Annotated in this window: 22 protein-coding genes; 11 read left to right on the top strand and 11 right to left on the bottom strand. The window is 65.8% G+C overall.

Translation table 11 applies throughout. The annotated features are described in order from the left end of the window. Window positions 1-24: 24 nt before the first annotated feature. From VT03_RS08615 to VT03_RS08590, 6 genes are all read right to left on the bottom strand, one after another. Window positions 25-1,008, bottom strand: a complete 984-nt coding sequence (locus VT03_RS08615) for an NAD-dependent epimerase/dehydratase family protein (protein WP_075097008.1) — start codon at window positions 1,006-1,008, stop codon at window positions 25-27. 609 nt (window positions 1,009-1,617) lie between these two features. Next, on the bottom strand, window positions 1,618-2,811 hold the full coding sequence (locus tag VT03_RS08610; RefSeq protein ID WP_075092609.1) for an EAL domain-containing protein: 1,194 nt from the start codon (window positions 2,809-2,811) through the stop codon (window positions 1,618-1,620). Window positions 2,812-3,215: 404 nt separating this feature from the next. After that, window positions 3,216-5,036 carry an ArnT family glycosyltransferase gene (locus VT03_RS08605; protein WP_197489256.1) on the bottom strand — a complete coding sequence of 607 codons (1,821 nt, stop codon included), beginning with the start codon at window positions 5,034-5,036 and terminating at the stop codon, window positions 3,216-3,218. Between the two features lie 450 nt (window positions 5,037-5,486). Next, a complete protein-coding gene (locus tag VT03_RS08600; protein WP_075092607.1) occupies window positions 5,487-5,873 on the bottom strand; it encodes a hypothetical protein in 387 nt (128 codons plus the stop codon). A 6-nt stretch (window positions 5,874-5,879) separates the two neighbouring features. Continuing rightward, window positions 5,880-6,389, bottom strand: a complete 510-nt coding sequence (locus VT03_RS08595; protein ID WP_075092606.1) for a hypothetical protein — start codon at window positions 6,387-6,389, stop codon at window positions 5,880-5,882. 175 nt (window positions 6,390-6,564) lie between these two features. After that, window positions 6,565-7,503, bottom strand: coding sequence for a hypothetical protein (locus VT03_RS08590; protein ID WP_075092605.1), 939 nt, complete (start codon window positions 7,501-7,503; stop codon window positions 6,565-6,567). Window positions 7,504-7,782: 279 nt separating this feature from the next. On the opposite strand from VT03_RS08590, the gene VT03_RS34125 reads away from it, so the two are divergent. The 5 genes from VT03_RS34125 to VT03_RS08570 all read left to right on the top strand — a co-directional run bounded on the left by VT03_RS34125 (window position 7,783) and on the right by VT03_RS08570 (window position 13,397). Continuing rightward, window positions 7,783-8,214, top strand: coding sequence for a hypothetical protein (locus VT03_RS34125; RefSeq protein ID WP_082846045.1), 432 nt, complete (start codon window positions 7,783-7,785; stop codon window positions 8,212-8,214). 463 nt (window positions 8,215-8,677) lie between these two features. Then, the gene (locus VT03_RS08585) at window positions 8,678-9,634 is read left to right on the top strand and encodes an SGNH/GDSL hydrolase family protein (protein WP_075092604.1); all 957 of its coding nucleotides are present in this window, start codon (window positions 8,678-8,680) and stop codon (window positions 9,632-9,634) included. Window positions 9,635-9,725: 91 nt separating this feature from the next. Next, a complete protein-coding gene (locus VT03_RS08580) occupies window positions 9,726-11,081 on the top strand; it encodes a hypothetical protein (protein WP_156514359.1) in 1,356 nt (451 codons plus the stop codon). Window positions 11,082-11,474: 393 nt separating this feature from the next. Further along, entirely contained in the window at window positions 11,475-11,783 is a 309-nt protein-coding gene (locus VT03_RS08575; RefSeq protein ID WP_075092602.1) for an FmdB family zinc ribbon protein, read from the top strand. A gap of 186 nt (window positions 11,784-11,969) precedes the next feature. Then, window positions 11,970-13,397 (top strand): UTP--glucose-1-phosphate uridylyltransferase, encoded by a 1,428-nt coding sequence (locus VT03_RS08570; RefSeq protein WP_075092601.1) that lies wholly within the window; start codon window positions 11,970-11,972, stop codon window positions 13,395-13,397. A 30-nt stretch (window positions 13,398-13,427) separates the two neighbouring features. On the opposite strand, the gene VT03_RS08565 is transcribed toward VT03_RS08570, so the two are convergent. Both VT03_RS08565 and VT03_RS08560 read right to left on the bottom strand, forming a co-directional pair. Then, the gene (locus VT03_RS08565; protein WP_075092600.1) at window positions 13,428-14,441 is read right to left on the bottom strand and encodes a DUF1559 domain-containing protein; all 1,014 of its coding nucleotides are present in this window, start codon (window positions 14,439-14,441) and stop codon (window positions 13,428-13,430) included. A gap of 651 nt (window positions 14,442-15,092) precedes the next feature. Continuing rightward, the gene (locus tag VT03_RS08560) at window positions 15,093-16,487 is read right to left on the bottom strand and encodes an MBL fold metallo-hydrolase (RefSeq protein ID WP_075092599.1); all 1,395 of its coding nucleotides are present in this window, start codon (window positions 16,485-16,487) and stop codon (window positions 15,093-15,095) included. Between the two features lie 657 nt (window positions 16,488-17,144). Here VT03_RS08560 and VT03_RS08555 point away from each other — a divergent pair. The 3 genes from VT03_RS08555 to VT03_RS08545 all read left to right on the top strand — a co-directional run bounded on the left by VT03_RS08555 (window position 17,145) and on the right by VT03_RS08545 (window position 19,520). Continuing rightward, entirely contained in the window at window positions 17,145-17,708 is a 564-nt protein-coding gene (locus VT03_RS08555; RefSeq protein WP_075092598.1) for an NfeD family protein, read from the top strand. Between the two features lie 49 nt (window positions 17,709-17,757). Further along, the gene (locus tag VT03_RS08550) at window positions 17,758-19,044 is read left to right on the top strand and encodes an aminopeptidase P family protein (RefSeq protein ID WP_075092597.1); all 1,287 of its coding nucleotides are present in this window, start codon (window positions 17,758-17,760) and stop codon (window positions 19,042-19,044) included. A 146-nt stretch (window positions 19,045-19,190) separates the two neighbouring features. Beyond that, entirely contained in the window at window positions 19,191-19,520 is a 330-nt protein-coding gene (locus VT03_RS08545; protein WP_075092596.1) for a HesB/IscA family protein, read from the top strand. Between the two features lie 109 nt (window positions 19,521-19,629). Here the strand turns inward: VT03_RS08545 and glgC are convergent, their stop codons facing one another. Both glgC and VT03_RS33290 read right to left on the bottom strand, forming a co-directional pair. Continuing rightward, the gene (gene glgC / locus VT03_RS08540) at window positions 19,630-20,889 is read right to left on the bottom strand and encodes a glucose-1-phosphate adenylyltransferase (RefSeq protein ID WP_075092595.1); all 1,260 of its coding nucleotides are present in this window, start codon (window positions 20,887-20,889) and stop codon (window positions 19,630-19,632) included. 348 nt (window positions 20,890-21,237) lie between these two features. Then, window positions 21,238-21,426, bottom strand: coding sequence for a hypothetical protein (locus VT03_RS33290; protein ID WP_156514358.1), 189 nt, complete (start codon window positions 21,424-21,426; stop codon window positions 21,238-21,240). 137 nt (window positions 21,427-21,563) lie between these two features. Between VT03_RS33290 and gluQRS the strand changes: the two genes are divergently transcribed. Next, window positions 21,564-22,565, top strand: coding sequence for a tRNA glutamyl-Q(34) synthetase GluQRS (gene gluQRS, locus VT03_RS08535; protein ID WP_075097007.1), 1,002 nt, complete (start codon window positions 21,564-21,566; stop codon window positions 22,563-22,565). Window positions 22,566-22,632: 67 nt separating this feature from the next. Further along, window positions 22,633-22,920: a Rieske (2Fe-2S) protein gene (locus VT03_RS08530; protein ID WP_231870630.1), complete on the top strand. Its 288-nt coding sequence runs from the start codon at window positions 22,633-22,635 to the stop codon at window positions 22,918-22,920. 156 nt (window positions 22,921-23,076) lie between these two features. On the opposite strand, the gene VT03_RS08525 is transcribed toward VT03_RS08530, so the two are convergent. Beyond that, window positions 23,077-23,847: a hypothetical protein gene (locus tag VT03_RS08525; RefSeq protein ID WP_075092594.1), complete on the bottom strand. Its 771-nt coding sequence runs from the start codon at window positions 23,845-23,847 to the stop codon at window positions 23,077-23,079. A gap of 489 nt (window positions 23,848-24,336) precedes the next feature. On the opposite strand from VT03_RS08525, the gene VT03_RS08520 reads away from it, so the two are divergent. Beyond that, entirely contained in the window at window positions 24,337-24,837 is a 501-nt protein-coding gene (locus tag VT03_RS08520; RefSeq protein ID WP_075092593.1) for a DUF421 domain-containing protein, read from the top strand. The last annotated feature ends 23 nt before the right edge of the window (window positions 24,838-24,860 follow it).

The raw sequence follows: 24,860 nt of genomic DNA, 5'->3' as shown, positions 1-24,860 counted from the left end.
TCCCCGCCCCACCACCCAGGCGGGTCAGCTGCCGGCCCGCGATCGGACCTCCTGCTTCCATCGGATGATGTCGTCCAGGATCGCCCCGAGCGTCATCCCCGGCTTCCGACCGATCGTCTCGGCCAACCGGTCGACACACGGAACCCGCCGGCGGACATCCTCGAAGTCGTCGCCATACGCCTGGCTGTACGGGAGGTACCGGATCGAAACGGAAGGATCGGTCCGGCGGATCACCTCCTCCGCCAGCTCCCGGATCGAGACCGGCTGATCCCCCCCGATATTGAAGATCCGCCCCGGACCGGCCGGAGACTCCGTGAGGGCGATGACGCTGTCGACGACCTCACTGACATGGGCGAAACAGCGGACCTGCGAGCCGTCGTCATAAACCTGGAGCGGCCCGCCGGAGAGCGCCTGGTCCACGAACCGCGGGACGACCATCCCGTAGTTCCCGACCTGCCGCGGACCGACGACGTTGAAGAACCGGCCGATGACCACCTGGAGGTCGTACTTACGGTGGTAGGCCAGGGCGAGAAATTCGTCGATCGCCTTCGAGCAGCCGTAGGCCCACCGCGGCCGGGATGTCGGGCCGAGGTGGATGTCGTCCTCCTCGGTCCAGACCTCCTTGGCGTTCTTCCCGTAGACCTCGCTCGTCGAGGCCAGGAAGAACCGCTGTCCCCCCTGGACCGCCAGCCGCAGCAACAGCTCCGTCGGGTAGATGTTGGTCTCGATCGTGTGGACGGGGTTCTCCGCCACGAGCTTCACGCCGACCGCCGCGGCGAGGTGATAGATGACGTCCGTTCCGCGGACGGCATCGGTCAGGAGCGGCTGGTCGGTGATGGAGCCGGAGATGATCCGGAGCCGCTCGTGGTCGGCAACCGCCTGAAGGTTCTCCGAGCGGCCGGTGGAGAGGTTGTCGAGGACGGTCACCTGGTGACCGGCGGCGAGGAGCCGTTCGACGAGGTGGCTGCCGATGAACCCGGCTCCGCCGGTGACGAGACAATGGGGCATGACGACTGAGCCTTCTTCCATCCCTATGGCGGGGGCAGTTGTTCCAGAGCGTGATGCTCCAGGGTGTGCCCGTGCGGGACAGGAGGGGGGGAGCGACGGTGCGAGTTGGGGACGTCGCTCCGGTTCCCGCGGGGGCAGTGCCGCACACCAGGTTGATGAAGTTGTCAGTCTGAAGAAAACGGGTGCGGGCGCGAAGCGTCGCCCGGCGTGGAATTGGGGTACGGGTGCCTTCGCTGGAGGGCGCTCAGTTCGTACTGCGCCTCACGCCCAACCGGGGCCAGGGGCATCCTGGTGGGGGGATGCAAGGGGGGCAACGCCCCTTTGCCTGCCGGAGGCCGTCTCGTCGGAAACCGTCGGAAGGAGTACGTGTCCAAACGCGGACAACGTGTCGTATGTCCCCACACCAACCCGTGAGGAGTCCAAAGCGAGCGGTGAGTCCCACGCTGGTACCACAAAGCGGACGCCCGTTGTGTACCACGGTTCCTCATGGAAGTGCCTCCGGCGGCAAGGGGGTGAGACCCCCTTGACCCCAGCGGCCGTCGCACGATGGGTTTGAGCTATGGGAGTCGTGCCGGCAAGGACGCGGCCCGAAACAGCGCGGGTCCGCGGTCAGCTCCCATTGCGATAACGGAAGATCTGCGGGTTCCGGGCCTCTTCACGAACGATCGTCCCCGCGTCCTGCGGCAGGCCGAAGAAGAATCCCTGCCCCAGATCGAAGCCCAGATCCCGGCACGCCTCCGCCTCCTCGGCAGTCTCGATCCCCTCCGCCAGCGTCGTGGTCGGAAAGTCGCGGGCCATGTCGACGAGCATCTTGAGCATCTTCCACTGGTTGGAAGTGCAGCGATGGACGTTACGGATCAGGCACGAATCGAACTTCAGATAGTCGGGCGGAGCCTTCACCAGCTCAAGCAGCCGAGCCTGCCCGGCACCGAAGTCGTCGTAAGCCAGCTCGATCCCGTGTTCCCGGAGACTGTCGGCGAACGACCGGAAGATCGTCGGATGCTGGACCGTCCCTTCGTGGATCTCGACGACGAGGTTAATTCGCGGGTAGGCCGCCCGCAGCCGGATGAGCTGCGGCAGGACATCCACCTCCAGACACTCCTGGGGGTGCGTGTTCACAAAGAGCTTCGGATTGCCGCTGAGATCCGCCGCCATCTCGACCGCACGGCTCCGGCAGATCAGGCTCAGCTCGACCTGACGGCAGACCAGCTCCGCGGTCTGGAACATCGTCGCGGGAGTCTCGAGCCCGACCATGCTGCTGCGGGCCAGGGCCTCGTAACCGATCCGCTCCCGGTCCGAGAGCGTGATGATCGGCTGATAGTTCGGAACGATCGCCTGCTCCTTGATGAGCCGGTCGAACTGGCTCATGACCCAGTCGGACTCGAGGGAGTCGACGCAGTGCATCGTCTGCTTGAGTCCCGGAACGCTCGTCAGGCCGGAGAGGCTCTGCGTGACGCGGTGCTCGATCCGGAACTCCAGGTCGGCAAGCTCGACATGGTCGCCGCTGGCGAGAGGGGTCGGCTGGCGGACGCGGCGGCGGTTGACGAAGGTCCCGTTGGTGCTTCCGAGGTCGCGGATGAAGAGGTGTTCGCCGATCTTCAGGAGCTCAGCGTGCCGTCCCGAAACCCGCATGGAAGAGAGCTGCAGGTTCACTCCCGGACGACGACCGATGCTGAACGTCTCCGAATCGACTTCGATGACCGACAGGTTCCGCTCCGGTCCCGTGCATCCGATGAGGAACCAGGCGGATTGGGCGCGGGTCGGAGGCGATCCCGTGATTTGATCGACTGCCGAGGAAACCATGCAGGACACTCCGGACGCGGGACTGCGTCGCACGTAGCGTGCGAATCGAGGGGTGCCCAACTCTAGATCACGCGGAACGATGTGGTTCCGCAACGTCGAGTCAAAGAGGAATCCTGCAGCTTTCTGATGCAACTGGTTCTCTTTTAGCCAAGATTTCCGAACGTAGCGATTCTTTTGGTCGTGCTGGATGTGTGGCCCGATGGCAGACCGAAGAGAGAGGGCTTAGCCAAAAGCAGTTTGCCCGGCGCCGCAACGACTCGGCGAAAGGGGCGTTGAGAGCCGTTCCGGGCTCGAATCAACGCCGTCGGTGAAGCGATCTTTGATTCCGCCTCTGGTGGGCGGGGTGCCCGGCAATCGCACGATTGGTCCCGTCCTCTTGGCCGGCTGAGCATTCGGGACGCTGTCTAGCGGTCGGCTTTGAGGTAGTAGATCTCGATGTCGTTCGTCGGGGGCTTCGGCAGGCGGTCGAGTTCCCAGGCCGGAAGTTCGTCCAGGAGGACGAGCGAGCTCTCCGGGACCGAGACCGTTGCCACCCGCTCAAGTCGCGTTGCCGCGCGGTCGAGGTCCGGCTTCAGGTCGATGGCGGAACGGCCTCCGATCAGAAGGTAGGTCGGGAGTCGGGCGTCGTTCTCTCCCGGAGCCAGGGCGCCCAGGCTCGCGTCCGGCAGGACGCCGTACCGCAGCGAGTCCTGCGGCTGCTGCGCGGCAAGTTGGCAGAAGAGCGCGGGCTCGCCAACGACGTAGTAGACCGCGTCCAGCTCTGGCATACGTGAGGGAGGGATCGTGGCGAAGTGGGTTCGAATCGCCGAACGGACCTGACCGGCGGCGGCCCGCATCGCCGTCCGGTTCTCCCAGGCGACCGTCCGTCCCTTCAGCAGCGACGGCAAGGGGGTGATCCCCAGACCGCTGGTAGCGAGGGAGAGAACGAGAATCAGGACGATGGCCGCGAGAGACCGGCCCCGCCCGGCGGATCCCGTCGACCGCGTGAGAAGGCTCCAGCCGGAGGCGAGGGCCAGCCAGACGCCGACGAGCCAAGGGAGCGAGAGGCGGGGATAGGCGCGGTACATCGGCACCGCGAGCGAAAGACCCGCGAGCCAGGCGGCGGCGAAACCCCAGGCCAGCCAGCGCTCGTCGGGCTCGTCGTCCGGGCGAGCGATCGTCGGCTCCGCGGCCTTGAGCGCGGCGAGGATCAGGCTCGCCAAGGCTCCCCCGGCGAGCGCCGCGCTCCCGCCGAGGGCGATGAGGAGGAGGCCGAGAATTGTGGCGAGGAGGATGCGGCCGAGCCCTCGGGGGGCTTCCGTTTCCGCCAGCCACAGGCTGGCGGAGATCGCTCCCGCGGCGCCGAGAATGGTAAGCGGCCCCGTGGCGTAGGCGTGCGCGCTCGCCTGCTGGATGAACGATCCCCACCATCCCGACAGGCCGACGAAGTAGCCGGCGTGGTTCTTAGCGACGGTCGCGTAGCCGCCGATCGGCCGGAGCCCGGACCAGACGGGGTACCAGAGTGCGCCGGCGATCGCGGCGATTCCGACGAGGCAGAGGGCCGCTCGGAGCGGGGAGACGAGTCGGGTGGATGGAAGTCTCAGTCCCTTTCCGATCACCCACGACGTCAGCCATCCGCCGCCGATGACGGCGAGCGTGAGCCAGCCGTTGTACTTCGTCCACCAGGCGAGCGCGGCGAAGCCTCCCGCCATCAGGAGAGTGAGCGGCCGGCCGGAGAGCATGGCCCGCCATCCGCAGTAGGCCCCCGCGGTCATCCACAGGCAGAGCCAGGCATCGGTGAGGGCGGCCCGGGAGAACCAGGCGTGGTAGTCGCTTGTCGCCGCGAGCGCGGCGGTGAGGATGGCGGCGGCGGGGCCGAACCATTCGCGGGTCGTCCACCACAGGACGGGGACGAGCAGGATTCCTCCGAGGAGCGAAACCCAGACCGCGCCGGAGGGGGCGCCGAGCCAGGAGATGCCGAGTTCGGCCATCCCGGGAAAGAGCGGGGGAGCGTAGAGGTCGCGGTAGGGGTACTTGCCGTCGGTGTCGGCGGCGTAGAGGTTGGCGGCGTAGACCCCTTCGTCGAAGTGTTCGACGTCCATTCGTGCGGGCCATGCGCACCGCACGGCGATGGCGGCGGCGAGGATGATGGCGAGAACGAGCCATTCCCGGATGGTGACGGGCCCGGGTTGGAGGGGCGCGGTCAGGGAGGGCGATGTGGGGGGAGGGGCTTGTCGCGATGTCATGACGCGCGCGTGGGATCCGGAGACGGACGAGGCCGGGACCGGGCGCATCATAGGGAACGTGGAAGAAACGCGAGCGAGCGTTGATTCATCGACGGCCAGCCGGCGTCCAGGGGGTCACCCCTGGTGGGGGATGCAAGGGGGCAACGCCCTCTTGCCCGCCGGAGGCCGTCTCGCCGGACACTATCGGAAGGAGTACGTGTCCAAGCGCGGACACCGTGTCGTATGCCCCTCACCTAAGACGCGTGGATCAAAAAGCGAGCGGTGAGTCCTCGACGCCGGTTCCACAAAACGGACGTCCGTTACGTCTCACGGTTCCTCATGGAGGTGCCTCCGGCGGCAAGGGGGTGAGACCCCCTTGACCCCAGCGGCCGTCGCACGATGGGTTTGAGCGAGCATCGCTGCGCCGGCAAGAACGTGGATTGAGCCGGGAAGCGGCAGGTCAGATCGGTTTCAGCCGCCAGGGAAGAGAATCCGGCGACAGGCACTCATCACCGTCTCGCGCGGGACGTCATCAACGAAGACCGCTGCGGTTCCCAGTTCGCGCAGCCACCACTCGTCGACGGGCGCAGAAGCCCCGGGCGAGTTCCCAGGAACGATCGCGATCAGCGGAGCGCCACCATCGAGCAGGCTTCGGACGAGATGCGGCGTCGGCACTCTTTCGCCCGACCCACCCCCCGACAGATCGGCCAGCGCGAGGCTCGGCCTTGAGCGAGTGAGCTCCGCAATCGCGGCGCGGTCCAGCGGCCGCGCGAGAACTTCGACCGCCGGACCGAACGCCCGCTGGCACTCCGGAAACCAGTAGGGGGCATCCTCAAGGACAAGCAGAGTTGGCTTCACGACGCCTCACTCGCCCACGGTCGACTGGCTCACCGGCTGAAACACCGAGTAGCCCCCGGGGACCATCGCCACCGGGCCGTCAGCGAAGTTCGGCTCCGCCCCCTTCTTCGTGCCCGCGGAAGTCGGTCGCTCCGCTCCGAATCCCGGGGCGAGCCGCCGCGCGTTCTGCGGAGCGATGAGCCCCGGCTTCGACGTCGGGCTGGTCGAATGACCGTCGCCCGGCGGGGCGAGGTACTCCGAGACCGGCGGCGCGGGGGGACCGCTCTGGAAGCTCGGCGGCGGGGGATCGGCCGGGGCGGGGGCCGGCATCGGCGTCTGCTGGTCGAGATCCCGGAACGGATCGGTCGCCAGGGGAGCCGGGTTGTACTCAGGTGAGGGGGACGCGTAGTCCTGCGGGACCGGCTGACCGGCGGGTTGATACCAACCCCACTGGCGGGCCAGGCCGCACCCGCTGAGCGTGCTCAGGCTCAGGGCGGCAAGAAAAAGGGTCGAACGGCAGGGCAGGCTCTTCCGCATGGAGGACCGACTCCCGAATGGTCGCGTTGGCAGACACGCTCGGTCCGGTCCCTCGGACAGTCTTCGCATTCCCTTGCGGGCGATGTGCCCGTCCCTAGAGATCGGCGTCTGTCAAATCCCTTCGAAAGCGAATCAGGCGTTTTCTGCCGATGACAGACCGTTCCGCTCGCTGGAATCAGCTGGGGCGACTCTGCGGGATCTGCGGAAATTCCGCCTTCGGGTCTGCTGCCCCCTCAGCCGGGCCGGCCAGCCGGGCGTCGATCCACGGCTCCTCGACGAACCGCCGCAGCAGCCAGCGGAGATGATGCTCGAACCGCTCCCGCGTCCGGGACCGCTGCTCCGCCGTCACCCCGTCCGCCCATTCCAGACCGAACGGGCCGACCTGGGCGGACCAGCCTTCCCGCAGAGCCTCCTGATGCAGACGTTCCTGCAGGCGGCGGGACCATACGATCCCGAAACGGTCGCGAAACTCCCCCCACAGACCGTCGAGAGGATCTGTTGCGACCGTGCCCGCTGCACGTTGCCGCGCGGACAGACTCGCGCCGAGGAAGAGCGGGACGGCCGCCAGGACCGTTACGGGCACGCCCCTCCAGGTCGAATGGAACCACCCCGGCCCGTGGGCTGCGACGGGCAGGGCCAGCAGCACGACCGCGGCGGCATAGAGGGCGGCCGCGAGTCCGAACCGCGTTCCCAGATAGTTCCCCGTTCCCATCACGAGGACGAGGCCGAAGCCGACGAGCACCGGCGCCTCCACCGCCAGGAGCCGCGGGCCATCCCATCGCCACACCGTCAGGGCAGGCCAGCCGAGAACGAAGACGAGCGGAACGAGAATGAACAGGGCCCACACGCCGCTGCCGGGCCGCTTCGCTCCCAGGACCGCAATCCCGGGGCAAAGCGAGACGACCGCCGTGACGTACAGCCACTGGGCCCGGGCTTCGGGCGAGGTCGTGGCCCGCGCCAGTGCGACGGCGCTGGCCACCCACAGGAGCCACGCGGCCAGCATCCAGTACCAGGCGGTGAGGAGCGTCGTCTGACGCAGCGCGGGACGGGCGGTCGCAAGGACGACGCCGGGAATCAGTGTTCCCGCCAGCAGAAGGGTTCCCAGCGGCGTCATGGACTGCGTGAAGGTTGAGTCAAAACCCGCGGCGCCGAACCGGATTCTCGAAACCGCTCGCCATATCCGGCACAACCTGTTTGTTGAGCGAGCGAACGGGATGGCGCGGAATTCGACCGCAGAACGACGGAACTTTGCCTCGGCCTGAATCCGAATACCTTGGGTGTGGACCCACACTGTAGTGAGTGGCGGACTTCGGTCGAGGCCGCAGTGATGGACGGTCCACGACCACCAAAGTCCCCCACGTTTCCAACCCGGGAAAGTCTAGGAGAATTCAAGATGATGAAGTGGACGACCCTCGCTCTCGTTCTGTGTGCTGGCGTGAACACCGCTTCGGCTGGCCTGTTCCGGCACCATGGCGGACATGGTTGCAACGACTGCGGCCCGAGCTGCGCCGCTCCTTGCGATCCGACCTGTGCGGCTCCTTGCGATCCGACCTGTGCCGCTCCGGCCTGTGCCCCGGCTTGTGCCGCTCCGGCCTGTGCTCCGGCCTGCTGCGCTCCGGCTCCGGCCGACTGCTGTGCTCCGGTCAGCCACGGCTGCTGCGGCAAGCGTCACAGCCTCCTCGGCTGGTTCAAGAAGCACCGTCACTGCGGCCACAAGGCCGACTGCTGTGCGGCTGCTCCGAGCTGCTGCGCTCCGGCTGCCCCGACGTGTGCCGCTCCTTGCGGCCCGACGTGCGCTGCTCCCTGCGGCAACGCCTGCAACTGAATCTTGTAGCGTGACGGACAACGCTCAGGAGTTCTCCTGAACGAAGTCCGGCACCTCAAGTGAAAGCTTCGGACGCCGGTCTTCGCAAGAGGACCGGCGTCTTTGCTTTTTTGGTGGAGAGTTTGAGTCGAAACGTGAATGGGACACAACGGACGTCCCCTTCGTGGGACCCGCGTTGAGGACTCCCTCACATCACGCCGCTTGCGCTGCGCTCCCCGCGGGTTGGTAAGGGGGCATCCGGCACGTTGTCCGCGCTTGGACACTCACTCCTTCAGACATCTCTCGACGGGCCAGGCCTCCGGCGGGCAAAGGGCCAAGAAAACAACACAGGCCCCTCTGCATCCCCCAGCAGGGTGCCCCTGGACCCCGGTGGGATGCCGTATCACCTGAGGCCGCAATCGCGTCGTTGCTCGACCGGACGTCGGTGGGGCCGCTATCTTCTCGGAGACACGAGGAGAGAACGATGCGCGGATTGATCTGGGCGGGGATGTTGCTGACCGGACTCGTCGTTGTGACGCGGCCCGCTGCGGCCGATGAGACGAAATTCGAGTTCAAGCCGGGGGATCGGGTCGTCCTCCTCGGAAACACGCTCATCGAACGCGAGCAGTCCTACGGCTATTGGGAACTGGCCCTCACGCTGGCCCGGCCCGACAAGAAGCTGACCTTCCGCAACCTGGGCTGGAGCGGCGACACGGTCTGGTGCGAGTCCCGCGGCATCTTCGACCAGCCCCAGGCGGGCTACGACCGGACGATCCAGCTCGTCAAAGAGCAGAAGCCGACCGTCCTGCTGCTCGCTTATGGCGGAAACGAGGCGTTCGCCGGCGCGGCCGGACTCGATTCGTTCCTGCGGCAGTACGCGAAGCTCCTCGACGATCTCAAGCCGACCGGTGCGCGGCTTGTCTTCCTCGGTCCGATGGCGATCTCCTCTCCGGGCAAGCCGTTCCCGGATCCCGCTCCCTACAACGTCAACGCCGCTCTGTACGGCGAGGCGATCAGCAAGCTGGCCGCGGAGCGGGGCGGGGTCTACGTTCCGCTGACCCGCCCGGCCGCGACGGTTTCCGGACCAGGCGGACGTCCGGAACCGACGAGCGACAACGGACAGCATCTGACCAGCTGGGGATACTGGGCCACGGCCGGGCAGGTTCAGCAGGCTCTCGCTCCGACACCGAAGCCGGTTGAGTTGCCGACTCCGGATCAGGGCGCGGCTTCGTCCGGCCAGAGCGAAAAGATCCGGGAGCTCATCGTGCGGAAGGACGAACTCTTCTTTCACCGCTGGCGGCCGCAGAACGTGACCTACCTGTTCCTGTTCCGGAAGCACGAGCAGGGGAACAACGCGGTCGAGATCCCGCAGTTCGACCCGCTCGTCGAACAGCTCGAGACCAAGATTCACGACCTGGCGAGCGGTGCGGCCGGGAATTGAAAGGGTGTTGCCTCTCGCGGGGATGGAGGTCGATGTGGTTTTCTCCGTCTCTGCCCTGCGGTCTGCCCGTTCCCGATCTCCGCGGCCGTCGATGCAGTCCTCCGCTGCGGCGCTGACGGCTGTCGCCGCCGTCTTCGCTCTGGCTGTGACGGGCATTGCCGCCGAACGGCGGTTCCGACCTCCGGATGATCGCCCCGCGGTTCAGGCGGATGCACTCGCTCGCGCTGGAATCCGCGGCTACTCGTCAGAGCGGCTGTCGCTCTATGCCGACATCGACCCCGAGATTGCCCGGACGCTCCCGCCGCTCGCCGACCAGCTCTATGACCAGCTCGTCGCGACCTTCGGCCCGCCGTTGCCCGACCCGGACGGGAAACCGTTCGGAGTGACCGCCTTTCTGATGAAGGACCGGCAGACGTTTCTCGGCGAAGGGCTGATTCCTTCGGCCATCCGCAAATTCCTTCACGGACAGCACTTGGGGTACGCGTTCTGGATGGATGACCAGGAGTCGCCGTACTACCGCCGTCATCTTCTGCTGCACGAGTACACGCACTGTTTCATGCTGGCCGAGCGTCCCACAGTGCAGGACCGGCCGGAACTGTGGTACCTGGAAGGGATGGCGGAGATCTTCGGGACGCACCGCCTCGATCGGAACGGGAAGCTCACGTTCGACATCATGCCTCAGTCGACCGAGGAGGTGCTGGGGATCGGCCGGATTGAGATGATCGAGAAGGCGGTCGGGCGTGGGGATTTTCACTCGGTCCGGCAGGTCCGCGAACTGGGCGGGCAGGCATTCTCCGAGTCCCGGTCGGATCCCTATGCCTGGGGTTGGGCTCTTTGCCACTTCCTGGGGAATCATCCGCGCTACCGGGAGCGGTTCCGTCAGCTTCATGCCCATCGGACCGATGGCGAGTTCGCCGCGACGTTCGAGTCGGTCTACGGGCCTGACGCGGATCAGCTGGAATGGGACTGGGAGTGGTTCATTACGGACTTGAGTTACGGCCTGGAGCTTTCGCACGCGGGGCTGACGTTTGCGGACGGGGAGCCGTTGCAGGGACCTCGGACCGTGCAGATTGCTTCGCGCGGGAGCTGGCAGTCGACCGGCGTCCGGCTGGCGGAGGGGGAGTCGATTGCCGTAGCGGCCGAGGGGCGGGTGACGCTCAACGCCACGACGCGGCCGTGGATCAGCGAACCGGGCGGGATCACGATCGAATACGAGGGGGGCGTGCCGATCGGTTGTCTGGTCGGATGGATTCTTCCGGACTCTCCTGAGGTGCTGGACCATCCGGAGAGAACGGCGCAGGTTCGCGTTGGAGCCGCAGGAACTGTGACCGCTGCCCGGTCCGGGACGCTGTATCTGCGGATCAATGATCATCCCAGCAGCCGTGGGAACAATGAGGGGGCGTATGCGGTCTCGCTAACGCCGCCGACTCCGGGCCGGTCCCGCTGACCGGAACCGCGTCCTTGCCGGCGCAGTTCTCATAGCTCAATCCCAACGTGCGACGGCAGCCGGGGTCAAGGGGGCAACCCCTTGCCGCCGGAGGCGCTTCCATGAGGAACCGTGGGATGCAGCGGACGTCCGCTTTGTGGAGGCGGCGTTGAGAGACGGCCAGGTCTCCGGCGGGCAAAAGGGCGTTGCCCCCTTGCATCCCCCACCAGGGTGCCCCTGGACCCGGTGGGGACCACAACTGAAGGGGGCGCATCGGCCACTCGCCAGGCTTCGCACTGCCGCGAATGGCCGCCGCCGCAGTGCCCGACGATGCCCAGCAGGCTATAATCCTCCGTCGGGCGGATGGCCGTCCGCGCTCCTGACCGCGAAGCTTTTGGCTTTTCTGACGACGCTATGCCGACTTACGACTACCGCTGCAAAAAGTGCGACCACGTCTGGGAAGAATTCCAGTCGATCAAGGCCCCGCCGTCCAAGAAGTGTCCCGCCTGCCGCAAACAGTCGGCCGAGCGTCAGATCAGCGCCGGCGCCGGCATCCTGTTCAAAGGCTCCGGGTTCTACCTGACCGACTACCGCAGCGACTCCTACAAGAAGGCCGCGGCGGCCGATTCCTCGTCCGGCGGCGGCTCGTCCGCCAAGTCCGAATCCGGGGGAAGCAAGGAGGGGGGCGGGGCCAAATCGAAGCCGGCTGCCTCCAAGGAATAGACAGCACAGCCGCGGTGAGGGGCGAACCGCAAGGCCGCCCCATTCGGCATGCCTCGTGCTTAGCGGAGGCGAGTCGCTTCCGGCACGGCGAATCGGCTTGAGAACTGTCTTCCGGGCGGTCAAACCGGATGGCGGCAACGCATAACGCGTTTCCCGCTCCGTCGGCACAACGAGGTTCCCCAGGGTATGGCTGCTTTTCCTCCCGCTGATTTGAAGGCCCTGGTCGAGGGGGCAGGTCAGGCGCATCTGCTCGCCCGGTGGGAGGAACTCGACGCGTCTCAGCAGGCGTCGCTCGAGCGACAGCTCCGCAGCATCGACTTCCCGCTCGTCTCCCGACTGACCGCCGAGGGGCGGGCGAAGGCGTCGGACGCGGCCGAGGTTGCATCAAAGGCCGGGAGAGCGGCGCCGCCCGCCCAAGTCATCCGGCAGCCGCAGACCGACGCCGACCGCGCCGAGTGGAACGCGGCCCGCCAGACCGGCGAGGAACTGCTGCAGGGGGGCCGGGTCGGAGCGATTCTCGTCGCCGGCGGCCAGGGAAGCCGACTCGGCTTCGACAAGCCGAAGGGGATGTTCCCGATCGGCCCGGTGTCGGACCGGACACTGTTCCACATCTTCTGCGAGCAGCTCCTGGCTCTCGGCCGGAAGTACGGAAAGCCGATTCCCTACTTCGTGATGACGAGCGACGCGACCCACGCCGACACAGTCGCCTTCTTTGAAGAGCACAAATTCTTCGGGCTCGACCCGAAGGACGTCTACTTCTTCCAGCAGGGAGCGCTCCCCGCTGTCGACGACGCCACGGGGCGGGTCCTGCTCGCTTCCAGGGACCAGGTCAGCCTGAGTCCGGACGGCCACGGCGGGATCCTCAAGGCCCTGAAGCGTTCCGGCCTGATCGATGTCATGGAACATCGCGGGCTCGAGGTCCTCTACTACCATCAGGTCGACAATCCGACCGCCCCGATGTGCGACCCGGCATTCCTGGGATTCCACAAACGGCTGGGCTCGCAGATGACCACGAAGGTGGTGGCCAAGGAGTCGGCCGAGGAGAAGATGGGGGTCCTGGTCAGCCTGGACGGACGGACCCAGATCATCGAGTACAGCGATCTTCCGCTGGAGCGGGCGCAGGCGGTCGATGCCGCCGGGGGACTGCTCCTGTGGGCCGGCAATACGGCGGTTCACGCCTTCGATCGCGCGTTCCTGGCCCGGATCACGAGTGTTGAGAACGCCCTGCCGTTCCACATCGCGCACAAGCCGGTTCCGTATGTCGACGCCTCTGGCAGTCGCGTTGAACCGCGTCCGGACCAGAAGAATGCCTACAAGTTCGAACAGTTCATCTTTGACGTCCTGCCGCTGACCGACGTGGCCCTTGTCGTCGAAGGGGACCGGAAGCGGGAGTTCAATCCCGTGAAGAACGCCACCGGCAAGGACTCGCCCGAGACCTCGCGCGCTGCTCTCTGCCGCAACGCGGCCGACCTGCTGCGGGAAGCGGGTGTGGCGGTCCGTGACGGCGTGAAGGTCGAGATCAGTCCGCTGTTTGCGATGGATCCGCAGGAGGCCCGGACGCGGCGTCCGGGCTCCGCGGCGATCGAGCAGGACACCATCCTCGGCCCGGCCTGACCGGCGCCGCGATCCCGGATGCGGCGGCGATCAGAACTCGCCGGTCTTATCTGCCGCGGCCCGCGTGCCGAGGGCCCGCCAGGTCTCCAGGGCGATGTTCTCGCCGACGGAGCGAGCCGAGCCGTCCATGAGGCTGACGTTGACGATCCCCGTGTGGTAGCTGCGGGAGGTGATGGCGGCGTAGGTCGGGTTCGTGGCGTGGGCCCCTTCCCGGTGCGTGCAGGCCGATATGTCGTACTTCACGCCGCCGGTCGTGTAGGGGACGACGGTGTTCGGCGTGAAGGTCGTCGTGACGCCGTTGTGAATGGCCCGTCCGCAGACCCATTCCGTGTGGCCGTTGGCGTTCGAGAACGCTCCGCCGCCGAAGAGCGTGGCGATGTCGGCGGGGGAGGTCGGGATCGTCGTGGAGCCGAGCGGCGGAGCGTCGTGGAAGCGGGGGGTGAAGGCCTTGACCTCCGCCATGCAGAGGACGTTGCTCATTCCGTCCGTGTAGCTTCCCGGGTTCAGGCTGGCGTTGGGGCCGAAGCCGGCGCCGCCGTCGCGGTTCGTGACCGGGTCGTAGATCAGGTAGGTTCCCATGTTGAGGGCATAGCAGAGCGGGTAGTGCTCGGGAACGATCGGGGCGGTCGTCGTCAGGCGGGTGCGGTCGTTAACGTCGCTGGGGCAGATCAGGACCGGGACGCGGAGCGTCTTGATGTTGGCGTCCAGATTCGGCGATTGCCCGTAGCCTTTTGAGAAGTCGATCTTGGAGTAGAGATTTCCGCCGTCGATGTAGGGGAGCAGGAAGGCCTGTCCGGACCAGGGCTGGCTGACGGACGTTCCGGCGACGCAGGTGGCGGGGGGGAAGAACGTGAAGGTGCTCTGGTAGTTGTGGGCTGCCAGGGCGAGCTGCTTCATGTTGTTGAGGCACTGGGATTTCCGGGCCGCTTCCCGAGCCTGCTGGACCGCCGGCAGGAGAATGGCGACGAGCACCGCGATGATGGCGATGACGACGAGCAGTTCGATGAGGGTGAAACCGCGGCGGTAGGGATGAGTGGTGGTCATTTTCTGTCGTTGAGAGTCAGACCCAAGGCGAACGATTCGCCGTTTTGTGTGCGAACACTGAGACGCAATGTCAGTTGAAATGATGCCGCGTACATTACGATTTTGTCAACTTGTTCGGTTTATGTTCTCTAAGATGAAGTGGTGATTGGTGATGCGTATTTTTCGTGGGGCGGTTGCGACGTGCTGGCGCAGGTCAACAGGGAGACCGGCCTCTGGAGTTGAGTCGCAGAAAACTGACGACATCGAAAGAAATAAGGCGAAAAAGAGACCGCCTTCAGGTGCGTGAACCGCCGTTTTGCCGGACCGGGCCATTCGCGCAACCCAGCTTGCAACGGCAGCCGGGGTCAAGGGCCCAGAAGCACAACACAGACCCTTGCTGCCGGAGGCGCTTCCACGAGGAACCGCTGCAAACAACTGACGTCCCCTTTTGGGGACCGGCTATGAGGTCTCCTTCACACCTCACGGCTTGCCCTGCAATTGCCGCGGGTTGGTGAGGGGGCATACGGCACGGTGTCCGCGTTTGGACACGTGCTCCTTCAGACATCTCCCGACGGCCAGGCCTCCGGCGGGCAAGAGGGCGTTGCCCCCTTGCATCCCCCACCAGGGTGCCCCTGGACCCGGTAAGGGGGCGCCGCGTTTTGGCAACTTGTTTCAGACGGTGAATGTCTGACGGAATCGCGGAATGATCGGCTCCTGGTCGCAATTGTCTCGGAGCAACTCAACCATCCCCTGAGCACCACGGGCTTCCGCATGCACCACGAACGCCTGCCCAAAGTTCCCCTTGGCGGCGCTCTGCTCAATCCACCACTTGAGATCGACCGCGTCCGCATGCGCCGAAAGGCCGCTCAGCGAAATCACCTGCGCCCGCAGCGGCACCTCATGATCAAAGATCCGCAGGTAATGCTGCCGCTGCTGCAGCCGCCAGCCGAGCGTCGCCGGCGCCTGATACCCGATCAGCACAATCGTGTTCCGCTCATCCGCGACCGCATGCTTGATGTGGTGCACCACCCGCCCGCTCTCGCACATCCCGCTCGCCGAGATCACCACGAACGGCTCGGTGTGCCCATTCAGTGCGGCACTCTCCCGCTGCGATTCGGTGTACCGCAGGTTCGGGAAATCAAAAATGTCCTTGTCCCGCTGCAGCGTCGCTTTGACGTCGTCGTCCAGCTCTTCGACGTAACGACGGAAGATCTTCGTCACCCGATTGGAGAGCGGGCTGTCGACGTAGATCGGGACCGAGGTGAGCTGTCCTTCGTTGAACAGCTCGTTGAGGTAGTAAACGACCTGCTGCGTCCGCCCCAGGCTGAAGGCGGGGATGATCACCCGCCCGCCCCGCTGGACCGTTTCGGCGATGATGTCCCTCAGGGCCACCTTGATGTCGTCCGGCGCGGGATGGACTTCGTTGCCGTAGGTTGCCTCGATAATCAGGACGTTTCCGCCGTCGACCGGCTCGGGATCGACGAGGAGGGGCATTCCGCGGCGGCCGACGTCCCCCGTAAAGACGACCTTCTTCCAGTCGGAACCGTCGAGGATCTCCAGCTCCGTGATCGCGGAGCCGAGGATGTGCCCGGCCGGCACGAAGCGGACCCGGCAGTCCTTGGCGAGCTCGTGCCACTGGTGGAAACTGACCGGATGGAACCGTCGCAGGATGCCGCGGACATCCTCTTCCGTGTAGAGCGGCTCGACCGGGGGGTGTCCCGGGTTCAGCCGTCGGGAGAGGTAGCGGGCGTCTTCCTCCTGGATCTTGGCGGAATCGAGGAGCATCTGCTCGGAGATGTCCGCGGTTGCTTCCGTGCAAAAGACTTCGCCGCGGTAGCCGTCGCGGTAGAGGCCGGGGAGATTGCCGCAGTGGTCGATGTGGGCGTGTGAGAGGATGACGCCGTCGAGATCGCGCGGCCGGCAGTGGAATCGCTCGTTCTTGCTGCGGGATTCGGAGCGGGGTCCCTGGAAGAAGCCGCAGTCGAGGAGGAGCCGGAGGTTGCGGGTCTCGATGAGGTGCTGACTTCCGGTGACTTCGCCGGCGGCTCCGAGGAACGTGATCTTCATGAGCGGTCTCCAGTTGAGCGATCCGACCGAGCCTTTGAGGGTAGCGGTGTGTCCAGTCCGCCAGAAGTCCGGAGTGGGGGAACCTTGGGGACGCAAGAGTTTGCTGGATGCTGATCCGAAATTGCGCCCAACCGGGTCCAGGGGCACCCTGGTGGGGGATGCAAGGGGGCGAAGCCCTCTTGCCCGCCGGAGGCCCTCTCGTCGGAAGATGTCTGAAGGAACTCGTGTCCAAGCGCGGACGACGTGCCGTGTGCCCCCTCACCAATACGCATGGACTGCAAAGCGAGCTATGTGATGTAAGGGAGTCGTCAACGCTGGTCCTACAAAGGGGACATCCGTTGTTTACCACGGTTCCTCGTGGAAGTGCCTCCGGCGGCAAGGGGTTGCCCCCTTGACCCCGGCTGCCGTCGCACGTTGGGTTCGAGCTATGGGGGTCGTGCCGGCGAGGACGCGGTTCGAGCTAGCGGGACAGGATATTTCGCCGATTGCCCTCACTGACCCCCCTTCGACGACTGCCCCCTCAGGGACTCCCTGGCGAACGATTGTCAATTCTCCCGGGAAACACCGGCCCCCCCGTTATGGCATGCTGACTGCACAATCCCAGGACGTTGCCTAAAATCGGGTGTCCACCCTCTCCTACGGATGGTTTGATTGGTCATGGACCCGCAAACGCTTGCCATCATCTTCGTGGTCGCCGGCTTCCTGCTCCTCGTGGCGGAAGTCTTCATCCCGACCGGCGGAGCGCTCGGCATCATGGTGTTCCTCTCCTTCTCGGCGGCAATCTACTTCGCCTGGAAGGCCTGGGGGATGACGTCGACGACGACCTTCTGGAGCTTCGTCGGCGGGCTGATCGTGCTCGTCCCCATCGTCGCATTCTCGGCATTCAGCGTCCTCGCGAATTCGCCGCTGGGGAACCGCGTGCTCCTGCAGGCCCCCAAACCGGAAGAGGTTCTCCCCTACCAGGATGAGCTCGATCACCTGGCGAAACTGGTCGGTGAAAAGGGAGTGGCGATCACGCTCCTCAGCCCCGGCGGGATGGTGCGGGTCCGTGAGGAACGGCTGCACGCCTTCACGGAAGGGATCCTGATCAACATGGGCGAGCCGATCGAGGTCGTCGCCGTCCGCGGAACGCGGGTTCTGGTCAAACGCTGCACGAGCCCGATCCAGACGGACGAGGACCGGAAGGCGACCGCTCCCGAAGACGATCCGTTCCTGACCTGATACGCTCCGGCTTTGACTGCGAAGCGACCGGATCGTTCAAGGAACTGGAATGAAGTCCGTCCCCATTCCCGCGGAGCTCTTTGTCAACAACCGCCGCCGGCTGGCGGCTCGCCTCGGCATGAACGCCGTGGCCGCCGTCCATTCGAACGACATCATGCCGACCAACGCGGACGGCACGATGGGGTTCCACCAGAATGCCGACCTGTTCTACCTGACCGGGGTCAACCAGGAGGAGACGGTCCTGCTCCTCGCCCCGGGGGCCTTCGACGAGAAGCTCCGCGAAGTCCTGTTCATCCGCGAGTCGAGCGAGCTTCTGAGGATCTGGGAGGGACACAAGCTCTCCCGGGACGAGGCGAAGGCGGTCTCCGGCATTGCGAACGTGAAGTTCCTGTCGGAGTTTCCCTCCGTCTTCCGGCAGCTCGCTCTCGAGAGCGACGAACTGTTCCTGAACGCGAATGAATACGCCAAGGGGGTCGGTCCGGTCGAAACCCGCGACCGGCGGTTCATCCGTGAGTGCCAGGCGAACTTTCCGCTCCATACCTACCGCCGGCTGGCTCCCCTGCTCTACGACCTGCGGCTGGTGAAGTCGTCGGACGAGGTCGACCTGATCCGCAAGGCGTGCGGGATCACCCGCAAGGGATTCCTCCGGACACTCGAGTTCGTCCGTCCGGGGGTGAACGAGGCCGAGGTCGAGGCCGAGTTTGCCCATGAGTTCATCCGCAACAAGGGGGTCTTCGCCTATCCGCCGATCATCTGCTCCGGCGAGAACAACTGCGTCCTGCACTACAACGAGAACGACCAGGAGTGCCGCAGCGGCGAACTGCTGCTGATGGACGTGGGGGCAGGCTACGGGCAGTACATGTCCGACATGACCCGCACAATTCCCGTCGACGGCCGTTTCACGCCGCGGCAGCGGAGCGTTTACGACGCCGTGCTGCGGGTGTTCCGGCAGGTCGCGTCGGCGATGGTGCCGGGGGTGCTGCTCAGGGACCTGCGGACCCTCACGGAGAAGCTCGTCGAGCAGGAGCTCCTGTCGCTCGGAATCCTCAAGTCCGAGGAAGTCGAGAAGCAGGATCCGGACAAGCTGCTCTTCAAGAAGTACTTCATGCACGGGGTCGCCCACTCGCTGGGGCTGGACGTTCACGACGTCGGCGCGGCGAGCCGGCCGGTGCAGCCGGGCTGGGTTCTGACCTGCGAGCCGGCGATTTACGTGGCCGAGGAGAAGTTCGGGATCCGGCTGGAGAACGACATCCTGGTCACGGAAGATGGTCCGGTCGACCTGATGGCGGACATTCCCATTGAGGGAGACGAAATCGAGAGCCTGATGCGTCGCTGACCTGTTCGTGTGAACAGTGTCCTGGGTGCCGCAGCTGCCCCGTCGACGGGCGGCCGTCGTCCCGCCGAAATCTGGCCCTTGCGGCAGGGCTGCGACTGCTATACTTATGGCAACTCGTCCTTTCCAGATTGAGGAGTTTTGACGCGATGGTCAATGTGACGGAAAAGGCCGCCCTCGAAGTGAAGCGGGTGATTGCCGACAACAAGATGGCGGATTCGACGGTCCTCCGCGTGGCGGTTGCCGGCGGCGGCTGCAGCGGTTTCTCTTACAAGCTCGGCTTCGATACGAACTTCGACGCCGCCAAGGACCATGTGTCCGATCAGCACGGCCTCAAGGTCGTGGTCGACAAGAAGAGCGACCTGTACCTCGACGGCACGACGATCGACTACCACGACGGCCTTGACCGTCGCGGGTTCGAGTTCAACAACCCGAACGTGACCAAGAGCTGCGGCTGCGGCAGCAGCTTTTCGGTCTGATCTCCGCTCGCGTCAGAGCGACTCGCGGACGACTGATTCACAAGCGGACGGCGTTTCCTCGGAAACGACCGTCCGTTTTGCTTTTGACAGGCCGTGTTGGCCGTCGGCCCTACGTGTCGGGATCACCGAACGCGACCGAGTTCGAGACTCCGGCGTGGGACTGCGGAACGACCGTCACTCCCCAGTCGGTCACGGTGTAGCCGCGGGCGAGGTCCGCGTCGCGGTCGAAGCCGATCTCCGTCCGTTCGGGGATCTGGACCCCCTTGTCGATGATGACCCGCCGCAGCCGGCTCGACCGGCCGACCGACACCCCTTCGAACAGGATCGACTCGTCGACGTCGGCGTAGCTGTTGACCCGGACGTTGAAGCCGAGGACGGAGTGATTCACCCGTCCGCCGGAGATGATGCAGCCCGGGGACACCATGCTGTCGATGGCGTGTCCGCAGCGGGGAGGGACGCTGGTCTGGTCGGCGAAGACGAACTTGGGGGGCGGGAGCGGCGGCGCGTAGGCGCGGACGGGCCAGTTCTGGTCGTACAGGTTCAGCTCCGGGTGGACCGCCACGAGGTCCATGTTTGCCGCGAAGTAGGCGTCCAGCGTCCCGACGTCCCGCCAGTACTGCGTGCGGCCGGTGTTCTTGTCGTGGAAGGGGAAGGCGAGGACTTTGTCGTTCTGGATGATCGACGGGATGATGTCCTTGCCGAAGTCGTGCGAGCTGTCCCGGCGGGCCCCGTCGGAGCAGAGCCGGTCGAAGAGGTACCGAGCGTTGAAGACGTAGATTCCCATCGACGCCAGGCAGCGGTCCGGGTCGCCGGGGATCGGGAAGGGCTCGGCGGGTTTTTCGGCGAAGCGGCGGACCCAGTGCTGGTCGTCGATCCCCATGATCCCGAAGCTGCGGCCTTCGGGGAGCGAGACCGGGAGGCAGCCGATGGTGGCATCGGCTCCGGACTCGACGTGGGCCGCGATCATCTCGCTGTAATCCATCTTGTAGATGTGATCGCCCGAGAGGATCAGGATGTGTTCGGCCGGCACCCGTTCCAGGTTGAAGATGTTCTGGTAGACGGCGTCGGCGGTTCCCTGATACCACTGCTCGCCGAGCCGCTGTTCCGGGGGGAGGACGTCGATGAACTCGCCGAACTCGCGGCAGAGGAATTTCCAGGTCCGCTGCAGATGGCGGTCGAGGCTGGCCGCCTTGTACTGCGTGAGGACGAGGATCCGCCGCAGGCCGCTGTTGACGGCGTTGGAGAGGGTGAAGTCGATGATCCGGTAGACCCCGCCGAAGGGGACGGCGGGTTTGGAACGCTCGATGGTGAGTGGTTCCAGGCGTGTCCCTTTTCCGCCGGCGAGAACCAGCGTCAGCACGTCGCGCATGCGGCACTCCTCTTTGAGTCCGGTCCGATCGGTCTCATGTGGCAGTTGAACCGGATGGAGGTCGGATGGCAACCGAAGATGAAGAACGGGGGCTCCGGGGGCGTTCGTAGGCCATCCCCCGAGCAACAGAACCGGGGTCCAGGGGGTACCCCTGGTAGGGGATGCAAGGGGGCGACGCCCTCTTGCCCGCCGGAGGCCTGGCCGTCGAGAACTGTCTGAAGGAGTGTGTGTCCAGACGCGGACAATGTGCCGTATGCCCCCCCCACATAACCCGCTGGGATTGCAAAGCGAGCGGTGTGTCCTGAGGGAGTCCTCGTCGCCGGTTCGCAACACGGCGCAGGTCCGCCTCTAGCCGCGGCCCCCTTCGCAGCACGTCTCCACAATCGTATGGCACCGCTGGCAGTGCAGCTTGTGGCGGATCTCGTAAAGCGACCCGCCGCAGACCGGGCAGGCCCGCTGACAGTTCTGCGGCGCAGCGGCGGCCGGACGTGAAGCCGGGAGGAGGGACGGAATCGGCGACGGAGCGTTTTGACTCACGGGCGGACGATCGAGGGGAGAGGGTTGGAAGATGGCCGCCGAGACTGTGACAACGTGCGTTGGGGGTGGCAAGCCGCGGGAGGGAAAGCCTCCGGTCTCGTTTGTCGGAGTCCAGGCGGTTCCTCAAGATGCCCGGCATGATGGCGACACCGGCTTACCCCCGTACGGTCCCTGTCGGCCGGCTGGCGCCGTCGCCGACCGGGGCTCAGCATGTCGGGAACGCGCGGACCTATCTGCTCGCCTGGCTGTCGATCCGCTCGCGCGGCGGGCGCGTGCTGCTGCGGATCGAGGACATCGATTCCCCCCGCATCAAGCCGTGGGCGACTCAACAGGCGATCGACGATCTGGCGTGGCTCGGTCTGGACTGGGATGAAGGACCGGATCTCGGCGGACCTCATGGGCCATACATCCAGACGGAGCGGCTAGCCTCCTATACGGAGGCTTTGCAGCGTCTCCAGGCGATGGAGGCGGTGTATCCCTGCCGCTGCACCCGGGCCGATGTCGCGGCAGCGGCGAGCGCGCCGCACGTTGGCCAGGAGGGGCCGGTGTATCCCGGAACGTGTGCCGGGCGGACCGCGAACGACGCTCGGGACCTGGCCGGCCAACCGTACTGCTGGCGCTTCCGGACGGCGGGGACGGTCGACGAGTTCGCCGACGGGATTCTGGGTGACCGGGTGTGTGATGTGGGGCGGGATCTGGGGGATTTCGTCGTCTGGAAAACCGACGGCGGTCCGGCGTACCAGTTGGCGGTGGTCCTCGACGATCAGGCGATGGGAGTCACCGAGGTCTGCCGGGGGGATGACCTGTTGCCGAGCGCCCATCGGCAGCGGCTCCTGTATCGGGCCTTCGGATGGACGCCGCCGGAGTTCGTTCATGTCCCGCTCGTTGTCGGCCCGGACGGGCGGCGGCTGGCGAAGCGGCACGGGGACACGCGGATTGCGTTGCTTCGCGAGCGAGGCGTTCCGGCCGAGCGGCTCATCGGATTCCTCGCGTGGTCCTGCGGACTGCGGCCGACGCGCGAGCCGATCGCGGCCCGGCGTCTCCTTCCGGACTTCGACATCCGAACGGTCCCGGCGGAGCCGTTCGTCATGGCCGATGCGGACTGGAAGTGGTTACTGCGGCCGGCGGCGGAGACGTAGATCGGGCCCCGGCGATGAGGATGGTGAGATCGAGTCAGTGAGGTTGATGATGGCGGAGTGGAAGCGAGTGGCGAGCGTCTCCGAGGTTCCCGTCGGCGAAGGGCGGGAGTTCACCGTGGGGGACCGGATCGTGGCGGTGTTCAATCTCGACGGGGCGTTCCACGCCGTTGACGGGATCTGTCTGCACGCCGGAGGCCCGGTGGCCCAGGGGAAGGTGACGGGCTGCGTGGTGACGTGCCCCTGGCACGGCTGGCAATACGACGTCACGACGGGGAAGCATTGCCTCACGCCGCGGCTGGCCCTCGACAGGTTTCCGGTCCGGGTGGTCGACGACGCGGTCGAGGTGGAGGTTTAGGTCCTGTTTGGAAACGCACACCAGCCCGACGCGCAAGCGAGGGACGACGCGGAAATTCCCTCGCTCGCGCTTCGGGCTGGTGTGGGCGGAACGCCTCCGAGGTTCGTATTCAAACAGAGCCTAATAGGTCCATTGGGGCGTGGGGGGTGAGCGGACTCATGGGGCCGCGACCTTCTCCGGCGTTGCTCCTTGGGGTTCGCGGCGGTCGTGCGGGATGTCGCCCCAGATCGACTTCATGAGGGCGAAGACTTCGGGCTCGGACTGTTTCAGGTCCGCTCGATGGAAGGGGAAGAAGTCGTTCAGGCCGAAGTAGGCCTCGGTCATTTCGGCGAAGAACTCCTTCTGATCTGTCAGGGCGTAATGCCTGGTGTCGTGTCCGTCGATGTGCCGGACCTTCTCGAACCGTTTCCCTTCGCGGACCTGTTCCCAGGTGGCGCGGATCCCGGCGTGGTCGAAGTCGAGGACCTGGTCGTGGTAGGCGTGGGCGAGCTCGTGGAGGACGGCCCAGGGCTGCTGGTGGTGGTGGCGGGCGCTTGCGAACTGGGCGGCGTCGGGAATGTGGACGCACTTCTCGAGGGCTTCCGTGAAGCCGTGGCTCTTCAGCCAGCCGGCGCTGGGGTGGTACTGCATTGACTTCAGCGAGCCGTGGGTGGCGTCGAGCCAGATCGGGACTTGTCGGAGCCGCTCGACCTTGTCGGCGGGGAGGATGAGGGCGATCTCGAAGAGGCGGTCTTCGAGGAGGTGGAGGGCCCGTGTGCCGAGTTCGTGGTGTTCGCCGGTGAGGAGGCGGTTGTCGACCTCGACGGTCCAGCCTTCGATCGTTTTTCGGGTGTGGGCGGTGGGGATGGGGGGATCGTTGGCGATGGCTGTGTTGGGGGACAGCAGCGCGAGTCCGAGGAGCAGGGGCAGCAGATGGCGGCTCGACACGGGAGACTCCGGTCAGCGGGAAGAGCGATGGGGGACGGGGCGATCATCGCGTCTGTCATCGCGAAACGCGACACCTGACTGGGTCCAGGGGCACCCTGGTCGGGGAGTGCAGAGGGGAGAATCCCCTTTGCCCGCCGGAGGCCCTCTCGTCGAGAGCTGTCTGAAGGAGCACGTCTCCAAGCGAGGACAACGTGCCGGATGCCCCCTCACCAACCCGCGGGGATTGCAAAGCCAGCGGGACAGGTTGAGGGAGTCCTCATAGCGGGTACCACACAACGGACGTCCGTTGTGTACCACGGTTCCTCACCGAAATGCCTCCGGCGGCAAGGGGGCGTGGCCCCCTTGACCCCAGGCTGCCGTAGCACGATGGGTTTGAGCTATGGGAGTCGTGCCGGCGAGGACGGGGTTCGATCACCGCCCAGCGATGGTGCCCACTCACCTGTATGATGAAGCCTCTGGTTTGAATTCCCGGTTCCCACGGGGGCACTCATGCTCGCGGTCGCATTCGACTGGAACTCCACCTTCGTCCCTACCATCCACCTCGGCGAGATCGTCCTCCGCGGGACACTCATCTACCTCTTCCTGTTCGTCATCTTCCGCATGCTCCGCCGCGAAGCGGGCGCCCTCAGCCTCGGCGACCTGCTCGTCGTGACCCTCATTGCCGACGCCGCACAGAACGCGATGGCCAGCGAGTACAAATCCATCACCGAAGGGGTCGTCCTGATCTCCACGATCGTCGGCTGGGACTACTTCTTCGACTGGCTCGGCGCCCGCTACCCCCGCCTCCGCCCGATCCTGCAGCCACCAACCCTCCCCCTCGTCAAAGACGGCGAAATGCAGCGGCGGAACATGCGGAAAGAACTCATCTCCGAGGACGAACTGATGAGCCACCTCCGACAGCACGGCATCGAAGACATCGCCGAAGTCAAACTCTGCAGCCTCGAATCCGACGGCCACATCAGCGTCATCGAACGAAAACGCCCCGGCTGACCGGGGCGCGTCGCATCGTCGGC

Source organism: Planctomyces sp. SH-PL14 (genome assembly GCF_001610835.1).
Lineage (GTDB): Bacteria > Planctomycetota > Planctomycetia > Planctomycetales > Planctomycetaceae > Planctomyces_A.
The sequence above is the reverse complement of the archived record's forward strand: the minus strand, read 5'-3'. Positions and strand labels throughout refer to the sequence as shown.